The following is a 19,000-nucleotide window of genomic DNA, read 5'->3' on the forward strand; positions in this document are numbered from 1 at the left end:
CGCCGCAAAATCGCCGGGGCCGCTACGCGCCCCTTTCGCGACACAAGGCCGTTCCTACAGGGGGATCGCGTCAGGCTTTGGCGGCCATTGCGGTTACTTCTACGCGCATGCCTTCCACTGCCAGTGCGGCCACGCCAACAGCGGCCCGTACTGGCCATGGCTGGCTGAAGAAGCGCTGGTAGACCTCGTTGAATGCAGGCCGGTCGGCCATGTCGGTGAGGTAGATGGTCAAGTGCAGCACACGGTCCATGGAACTGCCAGCGCGCTCCAGGGCAGTTTTCAGCGCCTGCAGAGTGCATTCGCTTTGCTCGACAATCCCGCCCAGCTCCAGGCTGCCGTCTGCCCGGGTCGGGATCTGCGTGCTCACCAGCAAATTGCCGAAGCCGGTCACGTCGGACGAGATCGACTCCGGGTCTGGGTCTGGAATGAAGGTAATGTCTGCATTTGCCATGGGAATAGATGCCTAGCACGGGAGGAAAGGCGCAAGCCTACGTGAGCGAGCCGGGCCGGTCGAGCCGCCGCTGGGCCATTGAAATTGAAATAGTAGGCATTGCCGGTCAGAATCGCGGCCATTTGGCCGAGCGCACAGCCTCGGTTATGCAGAAGGAACAGGGCTTGAACGAACACACACTGTCGCAGCGCCTGGAACGGGTCGCGGCGAACGTGCCGGCATCAGCGCGGCTGGCGGATATTGGCTCGGACCACGGTTACCTGCCGGTGGCGTTGATGCTGCGCGGGGCGATCGAGTTTGCCGTGGCTGGCGAAGTGGCGCAGACGCCGTTTCACTCGGCGCAGCGCAAGGTGCGTAAAAATGGCCTGGAGCAGCGTATCGCCGTGCGCCTGGCGGATGGTCTGGCGGCGATCGAAGCGAGTGACCGGATCGATGTGGTCAGCCTGTGCGGTATGGGCGGCGAGACCATGTGCGAGATATTCGAGCGCGGCAAGAATCACCTGGCCGGCAGCGAGCGGTTGATCATGCAGCCCAACGGTGGCGAGCAGGAGCTGCGCACCTGGCTGATGAACAACGGTTACCGCATCGAGCATGAAGAGGTGCTGCGCGAGAACCGCTTCGACTACGAGATCATCGTTGCCGTGCCGGCTGCTGACGTGGTCTACACGCCGCAGCAGCTATTGTTTGGCCCGCGCTTGATGGAGCAGCGCAGCGAGGCGTTTCTGGGCAAGTGGCGCCGCGTGCTGCGTCAGCGCCAGCAGACCCTGGCGCACTTCGAGCATGCGCAAGAGGTGCCGCAGGCCAAGGCCCGGCTGTTCAGCGAGCAGGTCGAGTGGATTACTCAACTGCTGGCCGGGGCCTGATCGATTACATCTGCGAGCAGTTGCCCATCTCGCGGAAGCTGATGTCGTGGCGCTGGCCTTGCTGGTCCAGATAGGCCATCCGCGCGGTGCCCACCTTGCAGTCTTCGATGTCGCTTGCCGGGGTAATGGAAATCACCTTGGCAACGTCCAACGGCATGCCGTAGTGGTATTGCTCAACCGCTGCGGGTACTGGTTGTTGATTTCCCTGGTCGGCGTAGGCAACGGTGGTAGCCACTGAGCTGAGAAGGGCGAAAATTGCGATAACGGCTTTCATGATGAGCTCCTCTTACGTATGAGCCATGATGCATTGCTTGGCGATTCACAATAAATGGCCTGCAACGTGATAGATTGCTGCTCTTGATGTACGAATTAAATTTCAGGAGCGCGCTTCCATGGACATGCTGCATGCCATGCGGACTTTCACCCGGGTAGTCGATTGCGGCAGTTTCGCGGGCGCCGCCAATGCCCTCGATATCTCTGCCGCCCAGGTCTCACGCATCGTCGCCGAGCTTGAAAACCAGTTGCAGACTCGCCTGCTGCATCGCACCACCCGGCGCCTGCGCATGAGCGAGGCGGGCGAGCGTTTCCTTGAGCGGGCGCGGCAGATCCTGTTGCTCAGTGAAGAGGCCATGGACGAGGCGCGCGGCGCGCACCTTACCCCGCGCGGGCGGCTGCGGGTGCACTCCACCCATGGCTTGGGCCTGCTGATGATGCCGCTGGTGGCGGCCTATCAGGCGGCCTGCCCGGAAGTGGTGATGGAGCTGACCCTGTCGCAGCGCAACCCCGATCCGCTCGATGAGGGCCACGACGTGGTCATCACCATCGGCCGCGGCTTGCCGGATTCGCAGCTGATTGCCATCCCCCTGGGCGGCATCTACAGCATCCTTTGTGCCTCACCTGACTATCTGGCGCGTCACGGCGTGCCCGAGCGACCAGAGGACCTGCAGCAGCATGTGTGCATGCGCATGGGCGACCCATTGTTCGAAGAGGACTGGGTATTTGAACAAGCGGCCGAGAGCTGCGTGATTCAACCGCAGCAGACCTTCCTGACCAACGTCGCGGATGCCATGTTGCAGGCTACCGAGCTGGGTATGGGGATTGGCTTGATTCCGTATTTTTCCGCGACCAGGGCCATCGAGCAGGGACGGCTATGCCGGGTATTGGCGCCACATCGTCTGCGGCAGCGGGAGATTTATGCGATCTATCCGTCCCGGCACTATCTGGATGCCAAGGTGCGGACGTGGCTGGACATGCTCAAGGAGCAACTGCCGCTGATGTTCCAGGCGCATGAACAGGTAGTCGAAGAACAGCGCCACTGGCGCTGATTGAACTGAAGCGCGGCGCTGCAGGTTTCCCCACAGCGCCCCTGCAATCAATGATCGTCTTGTTCGGCACTGCTCGAGTCGCTTGGCCCAGGGGTCTTGCCATCTGCGCCATCGGAGTCGGTTCCGGTATCGCTGCTGTCGTTATCCGGGCTGCCGCCTGGGCTGTTGACGCTGCTGCCATCACCGGCGGTGCTGCCACGCGGTTGGTCGCCAGAGGACTGTTCAGTGGTGGACTTGCCGCTGTTCATGTCTGTGGCAGCAATGCTGACGGTAGAAGCAAGGCCCAACGACAGGGCAAGAACTAACGGAAGCGGGCGGAAGCGAACCATGGTGAATCTCCTGTAAGGATGATCGTCATGTGTTCGGCCACGCCAGCGGGGGCAGGGTGCCCGTCGGGCGACGAGCGGTCATGCCCCCGGCGCGGGTCAGGCGTGTTCTGCAGCAGGCGCCGGCGCCTGGGTTTCAGCCATCGACGGGTGCTCCTGCACGGCATGGCGCAGTTCTTCGGTCACCCGCAGTTCGGCGCCACTCGGCGAGAACGTGGTGCTCGCAGCAAACGGCGCGGGATGCTCCGGTGCCGGGCGCTTGCCACGGCGCCAGAGGAAGAAGCTGACCATGGCCAGGTTGATCACGGCAAAGGCCCAGAACAGGCCGACTTCACCATACGAGGTCATCACCGGCGAAATCGCCAGCGGCGCCATTGCCGAGCCCAGCGAGTTGATCAGCAGCAGGCCCTGGATCATCGGTACCAGCGCATCCGCCGGGGCGCGGTCGGCAGCGCTGCTCACCGACACCGGGTACACCGCGAACACACAGCCGCCGAGCAGGAACAGCATTGCCGGCAACAGCACCGAATTGGCCGGCAGCAGGCCGATCACCAGCGACAGCACGGTGCACAGCGCGGCCAGCGTGATCAGTACATCCTGGCGGTCCTTGCGGTCGGACCAGCGCCCCACCGGATACTGCAGCAGCATGGCGCCGAGAATCACCCAGGCCATCATGGTGCCGACTTCACCCACCGCCAGACCGATGCGCTGCAAGTACAGCGGCAGCAAGGTATACACCGCAGCGATTGCCACGCCCGAACCAAAGCAGCCGACCAGCCCGGTGGGGGCCACGCCCAGCAGTTGCCGGGGTTTGAGCGGCTCGACCTGATCGAGCACCGGCGATACCTGCGGCAGGATCACGATCGGCAGCACCGACAGCGCTGCCAGCATGCCGGCAACCATGTATGGCGCGCTGGCGCCCAGGCCAGTGATCTCGCCCAACGCAGCCTGGGCCAGCACGCCAGCACCGTAGAAGGCGATCATGTAAAGGGCCAGCAGACGCCCGCGGATCTTCGCGTCGCCGGCCATCAGCAACCAGCTTTCAATCACCAGAAACACGCCGACGGCAGCCCAGCCGTTGATCAGGCGCATGGCCATCCACCAGGTGGTGTCGTAGAACAGGCCCTGCATCAGGCTGGTGGCGGCGATCAGCGCGGCGAAGCTGCTGTAGGCACGGATGTGGCCGATGCGCAGGATCAGCCGGTCATTGAACAGGGCGCCCAGGGTCAGGCCGATGAAGTAGGCCGAAGAGACGATACCGATCATCGTCGCCGATTCGCCCGCCGTACCCAGTTGCAGTGTGGTCAACGAAGACATGAAACCATTGCCCAGGGCCATGATGAACAGCCCAAGCAGGGGCGCCAGCGCCATGGCCAGCAAACGCGGAGACATACATACCTCAAGAAGAAATCAGCAGATGTGTGCCTTTTTGCCGCGCAGGCTGGGCCGGGCCATTGCGGACCGGTAGCGAGGGTGCCTGTAGCAGGGTGACTGGCGAAAAGGAGGCGCGATTTTAAGCGTTATCCTGGATTTGCCAAGGGGGATGGCCCTGCGACCATCCGCCGCAGGATAAACGGTCGGCGTGTGGCTGCAGCAGCCCGCGCTGTCAGGCGTGGCCATCAGCCAGCCGTGGCGGCTGAAACAACTGCCGAATCAACTCGCGCAACCAGCGATTGCCGCTGTCCTGGTGGTAGCGTGCGTGCCAGTGCTGCTTGACCGTGAAGCCGTCGACCGCAAGCGGGCAATCGGTCATCTGCAGGCCATGCATGGCGGCCAGTGTCTGGCCGATATGCCGAGGGAGCGTCGCGATCAGGTCGGTCGAGCCGACCACCATGCCCAGCCCGAGAAAACCGGGCAGCTCAAGCATCACCCGGCGCTCGATGCCGGCCCGGGTCAGAGCCGCCTCGAGCAGTTTCTGGCCGGTGCCGGCACTGACTTGCACGTGTCCCTCGGTCCGGTAGCGGGTGATGCTCATGGGCTCCCCGTCGGTGGCATGCTTGGGGTTGCTCAGGCACACCCAGTCCTGCTCGAACAACACCTGCTGGTACATGCCGCCGCCCAGCCAGGGCACAAAACCAATGGCCAGGTCGGCCTCGCCTGATTCCAGCGCGCTTTCGGTATTGCCGTCGATGCGTGCCGCTTCCAGGCGGATGCCCGGCGCGTGCGAGCGCAGATGATTGAGGATGCGCGGCAGCAAGGTGATGTGGCTGGCATCGCTGACGCATAAGCGAAAACGGCGCTGCGCGGTCGCGGCGATGAATTGTGGCTCGGAGGCAGTCAGTCGGCGCAGCGATTCGAGCACCTCGCGGCACGGCCCGATCAACTGGTCGGCCCGCGGCGTGGGCGCCATGCCGCCGGGGGTGCGTACAAACAAGGGGTCGTTCAGTTGCTCGCGCAGGCGTGCCAGCCAGATGCTGATGGTCGGCTGGCTCTGGCCCAGTTGCTCGGCGGCGCGGGTCACGCTGCGGCAGTTGTAGAGGACATCGAACAGGCGCAGCAGCTTGGGATCTGGCAGGGCATCCAACGGGGTCATTATTGTAATTCTCAATAGTGCTATTGAGGCCATTGTATAGCCCAAATAAGCCCGCCTGCCTAATGTAGTCGCAAAGCACAGGAGGCTTGCGACGTGAAAATCTGCATTCTTGGAGCCGGCGCCCTCGGTTGCGCCATTGGCGCTGCCTTGAGCGAGGCGGGGCATGAAACCTGGTTGTTGAACCGCGGCCAGGCGCATGTCGCTGCGATCAACCAGCACGGCCTGCACGTCAACGATGAGCGTGGCGAGCGCCACGTGCGGGTCAACGCCAGCGTCGATGCCGAAGAGATCGGCGCGGCCGATCTGGTGGTGGTGCTGGTCAAGTCGTTCCATACCGCTGAAGCGATTGCCGGCGCCACTGCCTTGATCGGCCCGCAGACGCTGGTGCTGTCACTGCAGAACGGCCTGGGTCACGAGGACATCCTGGCCGAGGCGGTCGGTCGCGAGCGGGTATTGGCCGGCAAGACCTACGTCGGTGGCGTGCTGCTGGCGCCCGGCTCGATCCGCGCCGGGGTAGCCGGCAAGCAGACTTTTATCGGCGAGCTCGACGGCCAGCTGACGCCACGGGTGCAAGCCATTGCCGACGCCTTCAACGGCGCCGGGCTGGCCACCAGTGTCAGCGACAACATCCTCGGCACCATGTGGGACAAGCTGCTGGTCAACGTCGCCACCGGCGCGCTCAGCGGCATCACCATGCTCAGCTATGGCCAGCTGTACAGCGAACCGCTGCTCGAGAGCACGGCCAAGGCAGCGGTGGCCGAAGCCATCGCGGTCGCCGAGCGGGCCGGTATCCGCCTCAGCCTGACCAGCCCAGAAGCTGCCTGGCAACTGGCTGCCGAAGGCCTGCCGGCGAGTTTTCGCACCTCGATGCTGCAGAGCCTGGAAAAAGGCTCGATCACCGAAATCGACTTCATCAACGGCTCCGTCGTGCGCTGGGGCCAGCGCCATGGCGTGCCCACGCCGGTCAACGCGACCCTGGTGGCCTGCATCAAAGGCATCGAACGCGCCATGGCCGACTATCAAAAGAGGGACTTCAAGTGACTGCCAAGGCCTACCTCGAACACGTTGCATTCTTCGTCAAGGACATCCACTGGCACATCGGCTTTTTCAGCGAGGTGTGCGGCATGACCATGCGTGAAGTCCAGGGCAGCCTCGAGCAGCCTGCGCAGTACTGGACCCTGGGCGGTTTGCAGTTCATCCATCAGCCGGATTTTGCCGGCCCGGAAGGGCGCATGGCCCACCTGGGCATCATGTGCGAAGACCTCGAGGCCAGCCTGGCTGCTGCGCAGCGCTTCGGCGTCACGCCATTGCCGCAAGGCTTCAACTGGTTCCGCCTGCCGGATGGCCTGGCGATCGAGCTGATTCAGGCCCGGCCGGTCAGCTGCGTAGCCCAGGCATTGGCGATTGACCCACGTGCACAGGAGCAAGCATGAACGTAGTGGAAAAATTCTGGGACGATGCCCGTGAAGGCGACGAGTGCATCAGCCCAAGCTATACCGTGACCCGCGAGCGCATTCTTGCCTATGCCGACCTTACCGGTGATCACACCCCGGTCCATGTCGACGAGGCTTACGCCAACGCCAGCCACTTTGGCTGCCTGGTTGCCCATGGCTTGTTCGGCCTGTCGATTGCCGACGGCCTCAAGACCCAATGTGAATACCGCTTCGTGCCCGGCATGTCGCTGGGCTGGACCTGGGACTTCCTCCTGCCGATCAAGGTCAACGACGTGCTCCACGTGCGCATGCGCGTCGGCTCGATGCGCGCAAGCAAGAGCCGCCCAGGCTGGGGCATCGTGGTCTTGCCGTCGGAGCTGATCAACCAGCACGGCGAAGTGGTGCAGCGTGGCGAGCACCGGTTGATGGTCCCAAGGAGGGCGCAGGCATGAGTCAGGCATTACCACTCGCGGGCATTCGCGTCATCGATTACAGCCACTTTCTCGCCGGCCCTTACGTTGGCCGCTGCCTGGCTGCGCTGGGCGCCGAAGTGATCAAGGTCGAGCGCCCAGGCACAGGTGACGCGGGCCGCCAGCATGCCTTCACCCTGGACGAGCAGCAGAGCGGTTACTTTCTGCAGCTGAACATGGGCAAGCAGGGCGTCAGCGTCAACATGCGCGACCCGCGCGGCAAGGCCTTCATGCAGCGCCTGACCGACTCGGCCGACGTCTTCATCGAAAACTACCGGCCCGGTGCACTGGAAAAGCTCGGCCTGGGCTACAGCGAGCTGTCGGCGCGCAACCCGCGGCTGGTCTATTGCTCGATTTCGGCCTATGGCCACACCGGGCCTGATGCGCACCGCGCAGGCTTCGGCCTGATTGCCGAAGCCAAGAGCGGCATCATGCAGATGGTCGGCGTACCCGGCGAGGCGCCGCCGTTGCTGCGTATTTCGCTGGGTGACATGTACACCGGCATTCATGCCGTAGCTGCAATCAACGCGGCGTTGTTGGGCCGGGTCAGCAGTGGCCGCGGCCAGCATATCGACATGGCCCTCTACGACACGCTGGTGTCGATGCACGAATACGCCGTGCAGTGCTACACGCTGTCCGACGGCACCGTGCTGCCCGAGCAGACCGGGCATGACATGCCGACGTCGACCCTGTACGGGGTGTTCCGCGCCGCCGATGGTGACCTGGTGATCGCCGCGCAAGTGGACGACGCCTGGCAACGCTTCGCCGCCATGCTCGAAGCCAACGGCGGCCCGAGCGGCTTTGGCAGTGACAGCCGCTTCCACAGCCTGAACGGGCGCAACGCCAATCGCGAGGACATTCTGGCGGTGGTGCGCGAGTGGGTCGGCGCGCGGCAGGTGGCGGATATCCTCGCCTTGCTCGACGGCATCGACATCCCCAGCGCCAAGGTCCAGCGCATTGACGAGGTGCTCGCCGACCCGCAGATCAAAGCCCGCAACATGGTCATCGAGCAGGAGCACCCGCGCTACGGAACCTTGCGCCTGCCCAACCTGCCGTTCCGCTTTTCGGACTGCGATACCACCATTCACCAGGTCGCCCCGGACCTCGGCCAGCACAACGCCGAAATTGCCGCCGGGCTTGGTTTCAGCCCTGAACAGATCGCTGCGATGCAGGCAGATGGGGTCTTGTTCAGCCACGGAGATGCAGCATGACTGACCGCTATGCAGTGATCGGGCGGCCGATCAATCACACCAAGTCGCCGCTGATTCACGGCCTGTTTGCCCAGGTCAGCGAGCAGGTACTTGAATACGGCGCCATCGAAGGCGAACTCGACGGCTTCGAAGCGCAGGTACTGGGCTTTCGCGAGTCGGGCGGGTTGGGCATGAACATCACCGCGCCGTTCAAGCTGCGCGCCTTCGAGCTGGCCGACCGGCGCAGCGAGCGCGCCCAGTTGGCCGGTGCCGCCAACGCGCTGAAGTTCGAAGACGGGCGCATCGTTGCGGAAAACTTCGATGGCATCGGCTTGCTGCGCGACATCGAAAGCAACCTTGGCCAGCCGCTGCGCAACCGCCGCGTGCTGTTGCTCGGCGCCGGTGGTGCGGTGCGTGGTGCGCTGCTGCCGTTTCTGCAGGCAGCGCCGTTGGAGCTGGTCATCGTCAACCGCGATATGTCCAAAGCCGTGGCGCTGCGCAATGAAGTCGACCACCCGCTGCTGCGCATCAGCCGTTACGAAGAGCTGCAGGGCGAGACCTTCGATATCGTTATCAATGCCACCTCGGCCAGCCTCAGCGGCGAGCTGCCGCCGGTGCCTGCTGACGTATTGAACGGTGCCCAGCTGGCCTACGAGCTGGCCTACGGCAAAGGCCTCACGCCATTCCTGCGGCTGGCCGGCGAGCAGGGCGTGCCGAACCTGGCTGACGGTGTCGGTATGCTGGTCGAGCAGGCGGCAGAGGCGTTTGCCTGGTGGCGCGGGGTGCGGCCTGAGACGCGCGCTGTGATCAACCAACTGACCATCCCCCTCGAGTAGCGCCATGAGCGTCAATATCCTGATGCTGCACGGCATCAACCACAACATGTTCGGCAAACGTGACCCACGCCAGTACGGCACGGCCACGCTGGCAGACATCGATCAGGCCTTGCAGGCGCTGGGTGAGGAACTCGGCGCGCGCATCGAGAGCTTCCAGAGCAACTACGAAGGGGCGATGTGCGAGCGTATTCACCAGGCCTACGAAGAGCGGGTCGATGCGGTGCTGATCAATGCCGGTGCCTGGACCCACTACAGCTACGGCATTCGCGATGCGCTGGCGATTCTGGAAGTGCCGGTGGTGGAAGTGCACATGTCGAACATCCATGCCCGCGAGGCGTTCCGGCATCACTCGGTATTCGCCGAAGTGGTGCGCGGGCAGATCTGTGGATTTGGTGTCGACACCTATCTGCTGGCCTTGCGTGCGGCGATGGGCATGCTCTGATTGACGCTGACCTGCTAGCGCTTTTATCAACGCCAGAACGCCGGGCGCGGGGCAGCTGGGGCATACTGGGATCTTTTCCAGGCGATCGGCACTGATCGCCGTTGAGGGCAAGGCATGCTGGCTTCGTTGTTCGCTGTTCTGGCACCGGTGTTTATCGTCGCGGGCATTGGCTACGGCTGGGCCCGCAGCGGTATCGACTACCCCACCGAATTCATCGCCCGGCTGGTGATGAACATCGGCACCCCAGCCTTGGTGCTGTCGACCCTGAGTCGGACCAAACTGGACCAGTCGGCCTTCACCAGCATGGCGTTGGCGTGTGTGCTGTGCATGGCTGGCATGGCCCTGGTCGGGCTGCTCGTCAGCCGCTTGTCTGGCCTGCATTGGCGGGTACTGCTGCCAGCGTTCATGTACCCCAACACCGGCAACATGGGCCTGCCAATCAGCCTGTACGCCTTTGGCGAGCATGGCCTGGCGCTGGCGGTGGCGTTCTTTCTGACCTTGTCGATCTTCCAGTTCACCGTGGGCATTGCCGTGGCTGGCGGCGCCAGCTCGTTCAAGGCGCTGCTGCGCAACCCGATCGTGATCAGTCTGGCGGGGGCCATGCCGATCATCTTTCTGCAATGGGAATTGCCCAAGTGGCTGGCCAATACTGTCAATCTGCTGGGCGGCATGACCATCCCGTTGATGCTGCTGACCCTCGGCGTGTCGCTAGCCAGCATCCGCCTGCAGCAGGTCGGCAAGGGCATGCTGCTGGGCGGCCTGCGGATCGTCCTGGGTGGCGCGGTTGGCTGGGCAGTGGGTGAGCTGCTTGACCTGGAAACCATGGCCAAGGCCATCCTGGTGTTGCAATCGTCGATGCCGGTGGCAGTGTTCAACTACCTGCTGGCCGTGCGCGCCAAGCGCTCACCTGAAGAGGTCGCCAACCTGGTGATGTGCTCGACGATTCTGTCGTTCGTCTGGTTGCCGCTGGTGCTGGCCTGGTGGCTGTAACCCGCATCCTAGTCGCTTGAATGCTCGGCGCGGGTATCGATGCCGACCACCACCGACATCCCCGGGCGCAGACGCTTGGCGTCGGGCTGGTCCGGGTCGACGGTGATCCGCACCGGGATCCGTTGCGCGATCTTGACGAAGTTGCCGGTGGCGTTGTCGGCTTGCAGCAAGGCGAACTCCGAGCCGGTCGCGGGTGAGATCTGCTGCACGTGGCCGCGCAGTTTCAAGTGATCGAGCGCATCGACGCTGAAGGTCACCGGCTGGCCAATGCGTACCTTGGCCATCTGGGTTTCCTTCATGTTGGCGATGATCCAGTGGTTGTCCGGCACCAGCGGCATCAACTGCGCACCTGAATTGACATAAGCACCCAGGCGCGTGCCGATCTGGCCGAGCTGGCCATCGCGCGGTGCGGTGACCCGGGTGTTGTCCAGGTCGATGCGGGCCAGCTCGACCGCGGCCTTGGCGTTTTCTACCGAGGCTTCCAGCGAGGCGCGGTTGACGATCACTGTCTGTACGTCCTGGCGCGCGATCTCCAGCGCGGCCTTGGCCTGGGCCAGGCTTGCCACTGATGCTGCATGATTGGCGCGGCTGACATCCAGCTCCCGGCGCGATACCGAACCGTCGCTGACCAGCGCCTGATTGCGGCGCAGGTCAGCCTGGCTCTTGTCGGCCTGGGCGGCAGCATCGGTGATCGCCGCCTGGCGCTGGACGATGGTCGCCTCGGCGCTCTTGCGCTGCTGCAGGTTGTTGGCCAGCGCGGCCTGCTGTTGCTGTAATTGCGCAATGGCCTGGGCCAGGCGCTGGGTGTAGATGCGGTCATCAAGGCGCACCAGCAGGTCGCCGGCCTTGACGTACTGGAAGTCCTGCACCGGCACTTCGACGACATAGCCGGACAGCTGCGGGCCGATCAGCGTGACCTGGCCACGCACCAGCGCGTTTTCGGTGCTCTCGATATCGCTGCCAAATGGCGGCAGTTGCCAGGCATACAGCACCAGCAGGATGCCGGCCAGGGCCACGCCGGCAAAGGTCAGCACAGACAATACCCGCACTCGTCGCGAGCCGCCGGGGTTGCTTGGCTGCGTGGGCGGGGTCTGACCTTCCGGAGTTTCGGCAATGGCATTGGTAGAGGTGATCGGTGTTTCTTCATTCATTGATTCGAAGCGCCGCGGGTTGAGTCGGAAAGGGCCGCCTGGCGGGTCGTGTGCCAGACCCACAGGCTGCGCAGCGAAATCCAGAGCATGGTCAGTATGGCAATCCCGGCGATCAGCAGGAATACATCGTTGTAAGCCAGCACGTTGGCTTCGCGGGTGGCGGCATTGGCCAACAAGCGGGTGCCGACTTCAGTGCGCAGGGCCGGGTCGGCAATGACTCCAGCATAGCTGCCGCCACCGCTTTGGACCCGAGCGTTGACCAGGGGTTCGAGGCGGCTCAGCTGTTCGCTGAGGTTGCTCGAGTGGAATTTCTCGCGCACGGTCTGGAAGGTGCCGAGCAAGGCCGCGCCAAGCAAGCCGCCGAGGTTGTTGCAGATCCCGAACAGTACCGAAAAGCTGACCAGGTTGCGCGGGTTGGCGCGCACGTGGCCGATGCCCAACGCCATCGATGGGCCGAGGAAGAAGGTGCTGCCAAACGCCAGCATGAACTGGCTCAGGTACATCTGCGCTGGCCGGGTCAGGTTGCTCGAGCTGCTGTCCATGTAGGCGCCGACAGCCATCAGCGCCAGCGAGCCGAACAGCGGCAGCACCAGGTGCTTGGGGTTGATGGTCAGGGCACTGGTGACCAGCCCGGCCACGGCGCCCAGCAGCATCACCCCATACAGGCTGCGCAGCTGCTCGGTGCCCAGGTTGAGCGTTTGCAGAAAGCCCACCGCGCCGGTCGATTGCTCGGAGGTGACCATGCGGATCAGGATCACGCACAGTGCCAGGCGGATCACCGCGGCGCTGCTCAGCCAGCGGGTCATCAACAACGGGTTGCTGCGGTTGTGCTCGATCGCCAGCCCGGCGCAGATCAAACCGATCGAGGCCGCCAGCGCCATGCCGATCCACGGCGTGTCCAGCCACCATTCGATGCGCCCCAGCGACAGCGCGGCGCAGAGCAGCGCGGTGCCGCTGGCCATCAGGCCAAAAGTGAGAAAATCCAGCGGCTCGAAGGTCTTGAAACGGTCGCCGGGCGGCAACTTCAGCAGTAATACGCAGCCCAGCGCGGTCAGCGCCAGGCCCAGTTCGAACATGTACAAACCGCGCCATTCGGCAATCTGCAGCAGGTCTTCGGAGAAGATCCGCGCCAGCGGTATCGCCAGCTGCGACGCACCCAGGCCGAGCACCATGGCTTTGAGTCGCCAACGCTCGGGGAAGGCCTGAATCATGTAGTACAGGCCCAGTGAGCTCAGCGCTGCCCCGACCATACCGTGGGCTGCGCGCACGGCGATGGCTGAGTTGATGTCGTTGACGAACAAGTGGGCGAAGGTGACCAGTGCATACAGCACCAGGAACACTTCGGTGAACGCGCGCAGGCCAAACTGCTGGCGAAACTTCACCAGCAGCAGGTTCATCGACACGTTGGTCATCACGAACGCCGCCGGCAGCCAGGCCATTTCGGCGCTGGTGGCACCGAGCGCGCCTTGCAGGAAGGTCAGGTTGGCGGTCACCAGAGCATTGCCCAGGCCGCCGGTGATAGCCACCAGCAGGCCCACCGCGCCGTAGGCGAGGCGAGTCAGAGGTGGATGCAGCGGGGTCGACGGCGAGCCGGGAATGGTCGGCTTTTCGTGGGGGAGCCACTGGCGTGGGGCGTACTTGTCCATCGGAAGGGCTTGGCCTTGGTCTACTTGCGAAACTGTACGTCAGATCGGTCAAGCGGGTGAAGCTGCTGCTGCAATTTTAGTGCTGCTCAACTGGCCAGCAACTCAAGCTCTTGCGCGCGTTTGGCTTCGGTGACCGACAGCTCGCCCGGCAGTTCGACGTTGTTTTTGCGCGCGAGAATCTCCGCCATCACACTCACGGCGATCTCGGCTGGGGTCTTGCTGCCAATATAGATGCCAATGGGGCCGTGTAACCGCTTGAGTGACGCCTCGGTTTCGCCAAAGTGCTCGATCAATCGCTCACGTCGTTGCTGGCTATTGCGCCGCGAGCCGATCGCGCCGATATAGAACGCCGGGCTGTGCAGGGCTTCCAGCAGGGCCAGGTCATCCAGCTTGGGGTCGTGGCTCAGGGCCAGAATGCAGGTGCGCAGGTCCGGCACGAACGCCCGCACCACGTCATCCGGCATGCCCACCACCTGCTCGACACCGGCAACACTCCAGCCCGCCATGTGTTCCGGTCGCGGATCGCACACGGTGACCTTGAAACCATTGAACTGGGCCATGGTAGCCACATACTCGGCCAAAGCGCCGGCGCCGATCAGCAACATCCGGTAGCCAGGGCCAAGGGTGCTGACCATGCGCGCGCCGTCGAAGCTGAATTGCTCTGGGGTCGACGTGTGTTCCAGCGTCGCCGTGCCGCTGGCCAGATCCAGGCTGCGTCGGGCCAGGCCGCCTGCATCCAGCCGCTCCAGCAGCAGGCCAAGGGCTTGATGGCACGGGTTGAATTCGAGCACCAACTCCAGGGTGCCGCCGCAGGGCAGGCCAAAGCGGTGGGCTTCATCGGCGCTGACGCCGTAGCACACCACCTGCGGCAAACCGTCGCTCACACCGCTGCCACCGTAGGCGCGGGTGTAGCGGTGGACCAGGTCATCTTCGATGCAGCCGCCGGAAACACTGCCGATCACCCGGCCGTCCTCGCGCAGGGCCATCATCGAGCCGACCGGGCGTGGCGACGAGCCCCAGGTGCGGGCAACGGTCGCCAGCAGCACCTGCTCGCCAGCCGCCAACCAGTCGCGGGCGGTGCGCAGGACCATCAGGTCAATGCTTTCCATCGGTGTTCCTTGATCTGTTTGTGCACTATGCAGTCATGCTCGCTGACGGTAATCGCCCCGCGAGCACTCCTGTCTTACTGAGCATCGCAGCATGCTTGAGGTTCCTTTCAACGCATCTGCAGGATGATCGGGCTGCTGCTGGCCGGGTCGGTGTGCTCGCGCAGCTTGGCCACGTCCTTGGCGGGCACTGCGGTGCCGGTGTTGCCCCAACTGCTGCGGACAAAGCTCAGTACCTCGGCAATTTGCTGATCGCTCAGCTGCTCGCGGAATGACGGCATGCGGTAGGCATCCGGTACGCCGGCGGCAACCACCCGTTGGGCACCGTTGAGGGTGATGTTGATGGCCGAGGCGTTGTGCTCGGCCAGCGCAGAGGTCGCTCCGGCCAGTGGCGGCATCCATTCAGCCTGACCGCGGCCATCCAGCCCGTGGCAACTGGCGCAGGCGGTGACGTAGGTATGCGCTCCGGGCTTGTCCAGCTGCTGCGCTGCCGATACGGCTTGATATTGCCAAGGCGGGCCATCGCGTTTCGGGTCGCCCGGCAACGACTTGAGGTAGTGGGCGATCGCTGCCAGGTCTTCATCGCTCATGAACTGCGTCGAGTTGTTGAAGGCCTCGGTCATCGAGCCGTAGACCACCGCATGCTGGTTGCGCCCGGTCTTGAGGAAGCGGGCAATGTCGGCTTCGCTCCAGCGGCCCAGGCCGGTGTTGTGGTCATTGCGCAGGCTCGGCGCGTACCAGCCGTCGAGCAAGGCCCCGGAGACGAAGGTAGCGCCGCGCTCGCTCAGGGCTTTTTCATCAAAGGCGATGCCGCGTGGGGTATGGCAACTGCCGCAATGGCCGGGGCCCTGCACCAGGTAGGCGCCACGGTTCCACTGGGCATTCTGCTCAGGCTTGGCGGCGTAGGGTTCGGCCTCGGTGAACAGGCCGTTCCACAGTGCAATTGGCCAGCGCAGGCTCAACGGCCAGGGGATTTCCCCGGGCTTGTTGGGCTGGTTGGCTGCTTGCACGCCCTGCATGAAGAAGGCGTACAGCGCCTGCACGTCTTCGTCGCTGAGCTTGGAATAGGACGGGTATGGCATGGCTGGGTACAACCGGCGCCCGCCGGGCGCAACGCCGTGGCGCACGGCCTGGTCAAACTCGGCCAGACTGTATTTGCCAATGCCATGATCAGGGTCGGGAGTGATGTTGGTGGCGTAAATCGCCCCTAGCGGCGTCGCCATCTTCAGCCCGCCGGCAAACGGCGCGGCGTCCGGCAGGCTGTGGCAGGCCACGCAGTCGCTGAGGCGGGCGACGTACTCCCCGCGCTGGACCAAGGCCGGATCGGTGTTGCTCTGGGTTGTAGCGGTAAACGGCGAGGCCGGTTCACGGGTGACGTACCAGGCCAGCAGGCCGGCCGCTATCAGGCACGGCACGGCGAACAGGGCCAAGGGTCTTGCAAGGCTTTTTCGAGTCATGTGCAGGTCGTCCTGGGCCAGCTTAGCTGAAGGTATAGCGTGACAGTGGCATGCTGCGGATGCGCTGGCCGGTCAGCTGCGCTACCGCATTGGCGACTGCCGGTGCGACCGCAGGCAAGGGTGGTTCGCCGATGCCGCCCATCTTCTCGCCACTTTCGACGATGCGTACATGCACTCTGGCCATGCGCGCCGCTGGCAGAATCGGATACAGGTCGTAATTGCGCGCGCGGGGCTTGCCATCGACATACACCGCTTCTTCGAGCAAGGCTTGCGACAGCCCCAGCGAGACCGCGCCGTTGACCTGAGCCTCGACGATGGCTGGGTTGACGATGCTGCCAGGGTCGATGGCCTGCCAGATGTCATGCACTTTGACCTGGCCGTTCTCGATCGAGACTTCAGCGATTACTGCTGCATGCGAGCCAAACGGTGAGGCCATGGCTACGCCGCGGGCGCGCTTGCTGCCGTCTTCGGCGGTGAACGGGCCCCGTTTCCAGCCACCAGACAGATCGGCCACCGCCTTGAGCAGGGTGCTCAGGCGCTGGTTACCCTGCAGCAGGTGCATGCGCAGGGCATAGGGGTCCTGGCCGCCTTTGTCGGCCAGTTCGTCGAGGAACGCTTCATAGAAGAAGTCGTTCATCGAGTTGCCCACCGAGCGCCAGTAGCCGAGCATTGCCGGGCCCTTGACGTAGATCTGCGCGACGCGACGGTTGGCGATCGCGTACGACTTGCCAGACAAACCTTCGAGTGCCGTCGGGTCGCCTTTTTCCGCTGGGCTGCCGGCGATTGCTTCGGTCGGGCCTTCGGTAGCGCTGACAGCTTCGATTGCCACCGGCATGCCGTTGGCGTCCAGCCCGGCACGGAACTTGACCACCGCCATCGGCCGTAGCACGTCGCGGACAAATTCTTCTTCGCGGCTCCAGATCAATTTGATCGGCCGGCCGACGGCCTTGGCCAGGGCGATCGCTTGCGGATAGGGGTTGGCGCTGTCGTAGAGGAAATGCCGGCCAAAGAACCCACCGAGCAGCGGCGAGTGCAGGGTGATCTGCGCAAGATCGAGGCCGGTGCGCTTGGCGATGTCGGCGCGGAACATGTCGGGTGCCTGGTTCGGCAGCCAGACTTCGAGCGAGCCATCGTCGTTGTAGCGGGCCAGTGCAGAAGGTGGCTCCAGCTGCGCGTGGTTGACGAACTGATTGTGGTAAGTGGCCTCGACCTTGGTCTTGGCGCCGTCCAGGGCTTTACTGAAATCGCCTTCAAGCTCTTCTTCGCGCTGCGGCCCGGTCTGCGCCGCCAGGTGCTCGCGGAAGCCGTCGCTGGAGAAGTCCGCCGGCATCGGCCGCACCTTGGAGTCCGCAGTCGGCTCCTGCCATTGCACCTGCAGCGCTTCGGCAGCGCGCTTGGCGTGCCACCAGCGCTCGGCAACCACTGCCACTGCGCCCGGCAGCTGATGCACCGAGTGCACGCCCTTCATGGCCTTGACCTGCGCCTCGTTGCGCACACCAGCTACGGTCATGCCCAGGCGTGGCGCGTGCTGCACGGCGGCGTGGAGCATGCCGTCGACTTTCAGGTCGATGGCGTAGACCGCCTTGCCGGTGGATTTGTCGTAGGCGTCGACACGCTTGACCGGCTTGCCGATCCAGCGGAACTGGCTCGGGTCACGCAAGGTAATGCTGTCCGGATCGGGCACCGGCAGGTCCATGGCCGCGCCGGCCAGCTCACCGTAGCTCAGCGAACGGCCGGAGCTGGCGTGAATGACCCGACCCGGCTCGGTGCTCAGCTCACTGACCGGTACGCCCAGCTTGGTGCTGGCGGCCTGCACCAGCATGGCCCGGCCGAGGGCGCCCAGGCGCCGCATGACCGGGTAGCTCAGGCGCACCGACATGCTCCCGCCGGTAATGCGCATGCCGTTTTCCAGCACCACGTAAGCTTCACCGGGCGGCGCGGCTTCGACCAGGAAGGTGGCAGGATCGGCATCCAGCTCCTCGCCGACAATCTGCGCCATCGCCGTGAAGGTGCCTTGGCCGCCTTCCATGAACGGGCTGAGCAGGCGGATGCTGTTGTCTGGGCGGATTTCCAGGAACGCCGGCACCTGAGTGCCCAGCGCTGGGGTTGCCGCTGCAGCGGCTTGTACCCGCGAAGCGCCTAGCGGCAGGCCAAAACCCAGCACCAGAGCGCCAATGGCGCTGCCGGCGAGAAAGCGCCGGCGCGACAGGTTGACCGGTTGATCGAGCGCGAGCAGATCGGCGGGGTAGACGACAGGCTTGGTCATACCACGTCCTCCTGCTTGGCCAGTGCATGCACGGCGTCATGGATCGCGTTGTAGGTACCGCAGCGGCAGAGGTTGATCATCGCCGCAGAAATCTGCTCATCGCTGGGCTTGGGGGTGTGCTTGAGCAGGGCAGTGGCGGCCATGACCTGGCCGGACTGGCAGTAGCCGCACTGTGCGACCTGTTTGTCGACCCAGGCAGCGACCACGCGCTTGCCGACAGCGTCGGCCTCGATGGCTTCGATGGTGGTGACCTCACGCCCGACCACGCCGGCAATCGGCGTCACGCAGGCGCGCACCACATTGCCGTCGACCAGCACTGAACAGGCGCCGCATTGGGCCAGGCCGCAGCCGTATTTGGTGCCGGTCATGCCCAGGTCATCACGGATTACCCACAGCAGTGGAGTATCCGCGTCGGCATCGACCTCGTAGGTCTTTTGGTTGATTCGAAGCTGCATGGCTCACCCGTAATCAGTCGGTTGGATGGATCTTTAGTTTTTATCAGGCCGCCAATGCCC

20 protein-coding genes are annotated in these 19,000 nt (G+C 64.2%); 9 read left to right on the top strand and 11 right to left on the bottom strand.

Translation table 11 applies throughout. The annotated features are described in order from the left end of the window. Positions 1-70 precede the first annotated feature (70 nt). On the bottom strand, positions 71-451 hold the full coding sequence (locus IDM28_RS10525; RefSeq protein ID WP_101319158.1) for a RidA family protein: 381 nt from the start codon (positions 449-451) through the stop codon (positions 71-73). A gap of 164 nt (positions 452-615) precedes the next feature. Here IDM28_RS10525 and IDM28_RS10530 point away from each other — a divergent pair, with 164 nt between their 5' ends. After that, a complete protein-coding gene (locus IDM28_RS10530) occupies positions 616-1,314 on the top strand; it encodes a tRNA (adenine(22)-N(1))-methyltransferase (protein WP_188035871.1) in 699 nt (232 codons plus the stop codon). Between the two features lie 4 nt (positions 1,315-1,318). Here IDM28_RS10530 and IDM28_RS10535 read toward each other — a convergent pair whose 3' ends face one another. After that, positions 1,319-1,588, bottom strand: a complete 270-nt coding sequence (locus IDM28_RS10535; RefSeq protein ID WP_188035872.1) for a DUF2790 domain-containing protein — start codon at positions 1,586-1,588, stop codon at positions 1,319-1,321. A 118-nt stretch (positions 1,589-1,706) separates the two neighbouring features. On the opposite strand from IDM28_RS10535, the gene IDM28_RS10540 reads away from it, so the two are divergent. Beyond that, positions 1,707-2,639 (top strand): LysR family transcriptional regulator, encoded by a 933-nt coding sequence (locus IDM28_RS10540; RefSeq protein WP_101319162.1) that lies wholly within the window; start codon positions 1,707-1,709, stop codon positions 2,637-2,639. Positions 2,640-2,686: 47 nt separating this feature from the next. Here the strand turns inward: IDM28_RS10540 and IDM28_RS10545 are convergent, their stop codons facing one another. The 3 genes from IDM28_RS10545 to IDM28_RS10555 all read right to left on the bottom strand — a co-directional run bounded on the left by IDM28_RS10545 (position 2,687) and on the right by IDM28_RS10555 (position 5,498). Then, positions 2,687-2,968: a hypothetical protein gene (locus tag IDM28_RS10545; protein WP_150569329.1), complete on the bottom strand. Its 282-nt coding sequence runs from the start codon at positions 2,966-2,968 to the stop codon at positions 2,687-2,689. 96 nt (positions 2,969-3,064) lie between these two features. Next, positions 3,065-4,357 (bottom strand): MFS transporter, encoded by a 1,293-nt coding sequence (locus IDM28_RS10550; RefSeq protein WP_101319166.1) that lies wholly within the window; start codon positions 4,355-4,357, stop codon positions 3,065-3,067. Between the two features lie 214 nt (positions 4,358-4,571). Next, positions 4,572-5,498 carry a LysR family transcriptional regulator gene (locus tag IDM28_RS10555; protein WP_101319168.1) on the bottom strand — a complete coding sequence of 309 codons (927 nt, stop codon included), beginning with the start codon at positions 5,496-5,498 and terminating at the stop codon, positions 4,572-4,574. Between the two features lie 93 nt (positions 5,499-5,591). On the opposite strand from IDM28_RS10555, the gene IDM28_RS10560 reads away from it, so the two are divergent. From IDM28_RS10560 to IDM28_RS10590, 7 genes are all read left to right on the top strand, one after another. After that, positions 5,592-6,539 (top strand): ketopantoate reductase family protein, encoded by a 948-nt coding sequence (locus IDM28_RS10560; protein WP_150569328.1) that lies wholly within the window; start codon positions 5,592-5,594, stop codon positions 6,537-6,539. Then, positions 6,536-6,931 carry a VOC family protein gene (locus IDM28_RS10565; protein ID WP_101319171.1) on the top strand — a complete coding sequence of 132 codons (396 nt, stop codon included), beginning with the start codon at positions 6,536-6,538 and terminating at the stop codon, positions 6,929-6,931. The genes IDM28_RS10560 and IDM28_RS10565 overlap by 4 nt, the downstream gene beginning before the upstream one ends. Further along, positions 6,928-7,383, top strand: a complete 456-nt coding sequence (locus IDM28_RS10570; protein WP_150572629.1) for a MaoC family dehydratase — start codon at positions 6,928-6,930, stop codon at positions 7,381-7,383. The genes IDM28_RS10565 and IDM28_RS10570 overlap by 4 nt, the downstream gene beginning before the upstream one ends. Next, complete coding sequence (locus tag IDM28_RS10575; protein ID WP_181106434.1) at positions 7,380-8,612, top strand: CaiB/BaiF CoA transferase family protein; 1,233 nt, start codon at positions 7,380-7,382, stop codon at positions 8,610-8,612. The genes IDM28_RS10570 and IDM28_RS10575 overlap by 4 nt, the downstream gene beginning before the upstream one ends. Further along, complete coding sequence (gene aroE, locus IDM28_RS10580; protein ID WP_181087866.1) at positions 8,609-9,427, top strand: shikimate dehydrogenase; 819 nt, start codon at positions 8,609-8,611, stop codon at positions 9,425-9,427. Before IDM28_RS10575 ends, aroE begins: the two co-directional genes overlap by 4 nt. A gap of 4 nt (positions 9,428-9,431) precedes the next feature. Continuing rightward, positions 9,432-9,869: a type II 3-dehydroquinate dehydratase gene (gene aroQ, locus IDM28_RS10585; protein WP_101319179.1), complete on the top strand. Its 438-nt coding sequence runs from the start codon at positions 9,432-9,434 to the stop codon at positions 9,867-9,869. A 114-nt stretch (positions 9,870-9,983) separates the two neighbouring features. Beyond that, positions 9,984-10,859: an AEC family transporter gene (locus IDM28_RS10590; RefSeq protein WP_181087868.1), complete on the top strand. Its 876-nt coding sequence runs from the start codon at positions 9,984-9,986 to the stop codon at positions 10,857-10,859. A gap of 8 nt (positions 10,860-10,867) precedes the next feature. Here IDM28_RS10590 and IDM28_RS10595 read toward each other — a convergent pair whose 3' ends face one another. The 6 genes from IDM28_RS10595 to IDM28_RS10620 form a co-directional block, all read right to left on the bottom strand. After that, a complete protein-coding gene (locus IDM28_RS10595; protein WP_150572626.1) occupies positions 10,868-12,010 on the bottom strand; it encodes an HlyD family secretion protein in 1,143 nt (380 codons plus the stop codon). Then, entirely contained in the window at positions 12,007-13,656 is a 1,650-nt protein-coding gene (locus IDM28_RS10600) for an MFS transporter (protein WP_150569323.1), read from the bottom strand. Before IDM28_RS10600 ends, IDM28_RS10595 begins: the two co-directional genes overlap by 4 nt. Positions 13,657-13,742: 86 nt before the next feature. After that, entirely contained in the window at positions 13,743-14,765 is a 1,023-nt protein-coding gene (locus tag IDM28_RS10605) for an XdhC family protein (RefSeq protein WP_188035873.1), read from the bottom strand. A gap of 107 nt (positions 14,766-14,872) precedes the next feature. After that, positions 14,873-16,219: a c-type cytochrome gene (locus IDM28_RS10610; protein WP_188035874.1), complete on the bottom strand. Its 1,347-nt coding sequence runs from the start codon at positions 16,217-16,219 to the stop codon at positions 14,873-14,875. Between the two features lie 22 nt (positions 16,220-16,241). Next, positions 16,242-18,485, bottom strand: a complete 2,244-nt coding sequence (locus IDM28_RS10615; protein ID WP_188035875.1) for a xanthine dehydrogenase family protein molybdopterin-binding subunit — start codon at positions 18,483-18,485, stop codon at positions 16,242-16,244. Then, positions 18,482-18,940, bottom strand: a complete 459-nt coding sequence (locus tag IDM28_RS10620) for a (2Fe-2S)-binding protein (RefSeq protein WP_150572621.1) — start codon at positions 18,938-18,940, stop codon at positions 18,482-18,484. Before IDM28_RS10620 ends, IDM28_RS10615 begins: the two co-directional genes overlap by 4 nt. Between the last annotated feature and the right edge of the window lie 60 nt (positions 18,941-19,000).

The organism is Pseudomonas sp. EZ-C24, assembly GCF_014525325.1.
GTDB classification, from domain to species: domain Bacteria; phylum Pseudomonadota; class Gammaproteobacteria; order Pseudomonadales; family Pseudomonadaceae; genus Aquipseudomonas; species Aquipseudomonas shirazensis.

Bases quoted from the DNA above. Each gene is read 5' to 3' on its own strand.
- aroE (WP_181087866.1), top strand. From the start codon at position 8,609: ATGACTGACCGCTATGCAGTGATCGGGCGGCCGATCAATCACACCAAG.
- IDM28_RS10535 (WP_188035872.1), bottom strand. From the start codon at position 1,588: ATGAAAGCCGTTATCGCAATTTTCGCCCTTCTCAGCTCAGTGGCTACC.
- IDM28_RS10555 (WP_101319168.1), bottom strand. From the start codon at position 5,498: ATGACCCCGTTGGATGCCCTGCCAGATCCCAAGCTGCTGCGCCTGTTC.
- IDM28_RS10540 (WP_101319162.1), top strand. From the start codon at position 1,707: ATGGACATGCTGCATGCCATGCGGACTTTCACCCGGGTAGTCGATTGC.
- aroQ (WP_101319179.1), top strand. From the start codon at position 9,432: ATGAGCGTCAATATCCTGATGCTGCACGGCATCAACCACAACATGTTC.
- IDM28_RS10600 (WP_150569323.1), bottom strand. From the start codon at position 13,656: ATGGACAAGTACGCCCCACGCCAGTGGCTCCCCCACGAAAAGCCGACC.
- IDM28_RS10575 (WP_181106434.1), top strand. From the start codon at position 7,380: ATGAGTCAGGCATTACCACTCGCGGGCATTCGCGTCATCGATTACAGC.
- IDM28_RS10525 (WP_101319158.1), bottom strand. From the start codon at position 451: ATGGCAAATGCAGACATTACCTTCATTCCAGACCCAGACCCGGAGTCG.
- IDM28_RS10550 (WP_101319166.1), bottom strand. From the start codon at position 4,357: ATGTCTCCGCGTTTGCTGGCCATGGCGCTGGCGCCCCTGCTTGGGCTG.
- IDM28_RS10620 (WP_150572621.1), bottom strand. From the start codon at position 18,940: ATGCAGCTTCGAATCAACCAAAAGACCTACGAGGTCGATGCCGACGCG.
- IDM28_RS10570 (WP_150572629.1), top strand. From the start codon at position 6,928: ATGAACGTAGTGGAAAAATTCTGGGACGATGCCCGTGAAGGCGACGAG.
- IDM28_RS10605 (WP_188035873.1), bottom strand. From the start codon at position 14,765: ATGGAAAGCATTGACCTGATGGTCCTGCGCACCGCCCGCGACTGGTTG.
- IDM28_RS10590 (WP_181087868.1), top strand. From the start codon at position 9,984: ATGCTGGCTTCGTTGTTCGCTGTTCTGGCACCGGTGTTTATCGTCGCG.
- IDM28_RS10595 (WP_150572626.1), bottom strand. From the start codon at position 12,010: ATGAATGAAGAAACACCGATCACCTCTACCAATGCCATTGCCGAAACT.
- IDM28_RS10545 (WP_150569329.1), bottom strand. From the start codon at position 2,968: ATGGTTCGCTTCCGCCCGCTTCCGTTAGTTCTTGCCCTGTCGTTGGGC.
- IDM28_RS10610 (WP_188035874.1), bottom strand. From the start codon at position 16,219: ATGACTCGAAAAAGCCTTGCAAGACCCTTGGCCCTGTTCGCCGTGCCG.
- IDM28_RS10615 (WP_188035875.1), bottom strand. From the start codon at position 18,485: ATGACCAAGCCTGTCGTCTACCCCGCCGATCTGCTCGCGCTCGATCAA.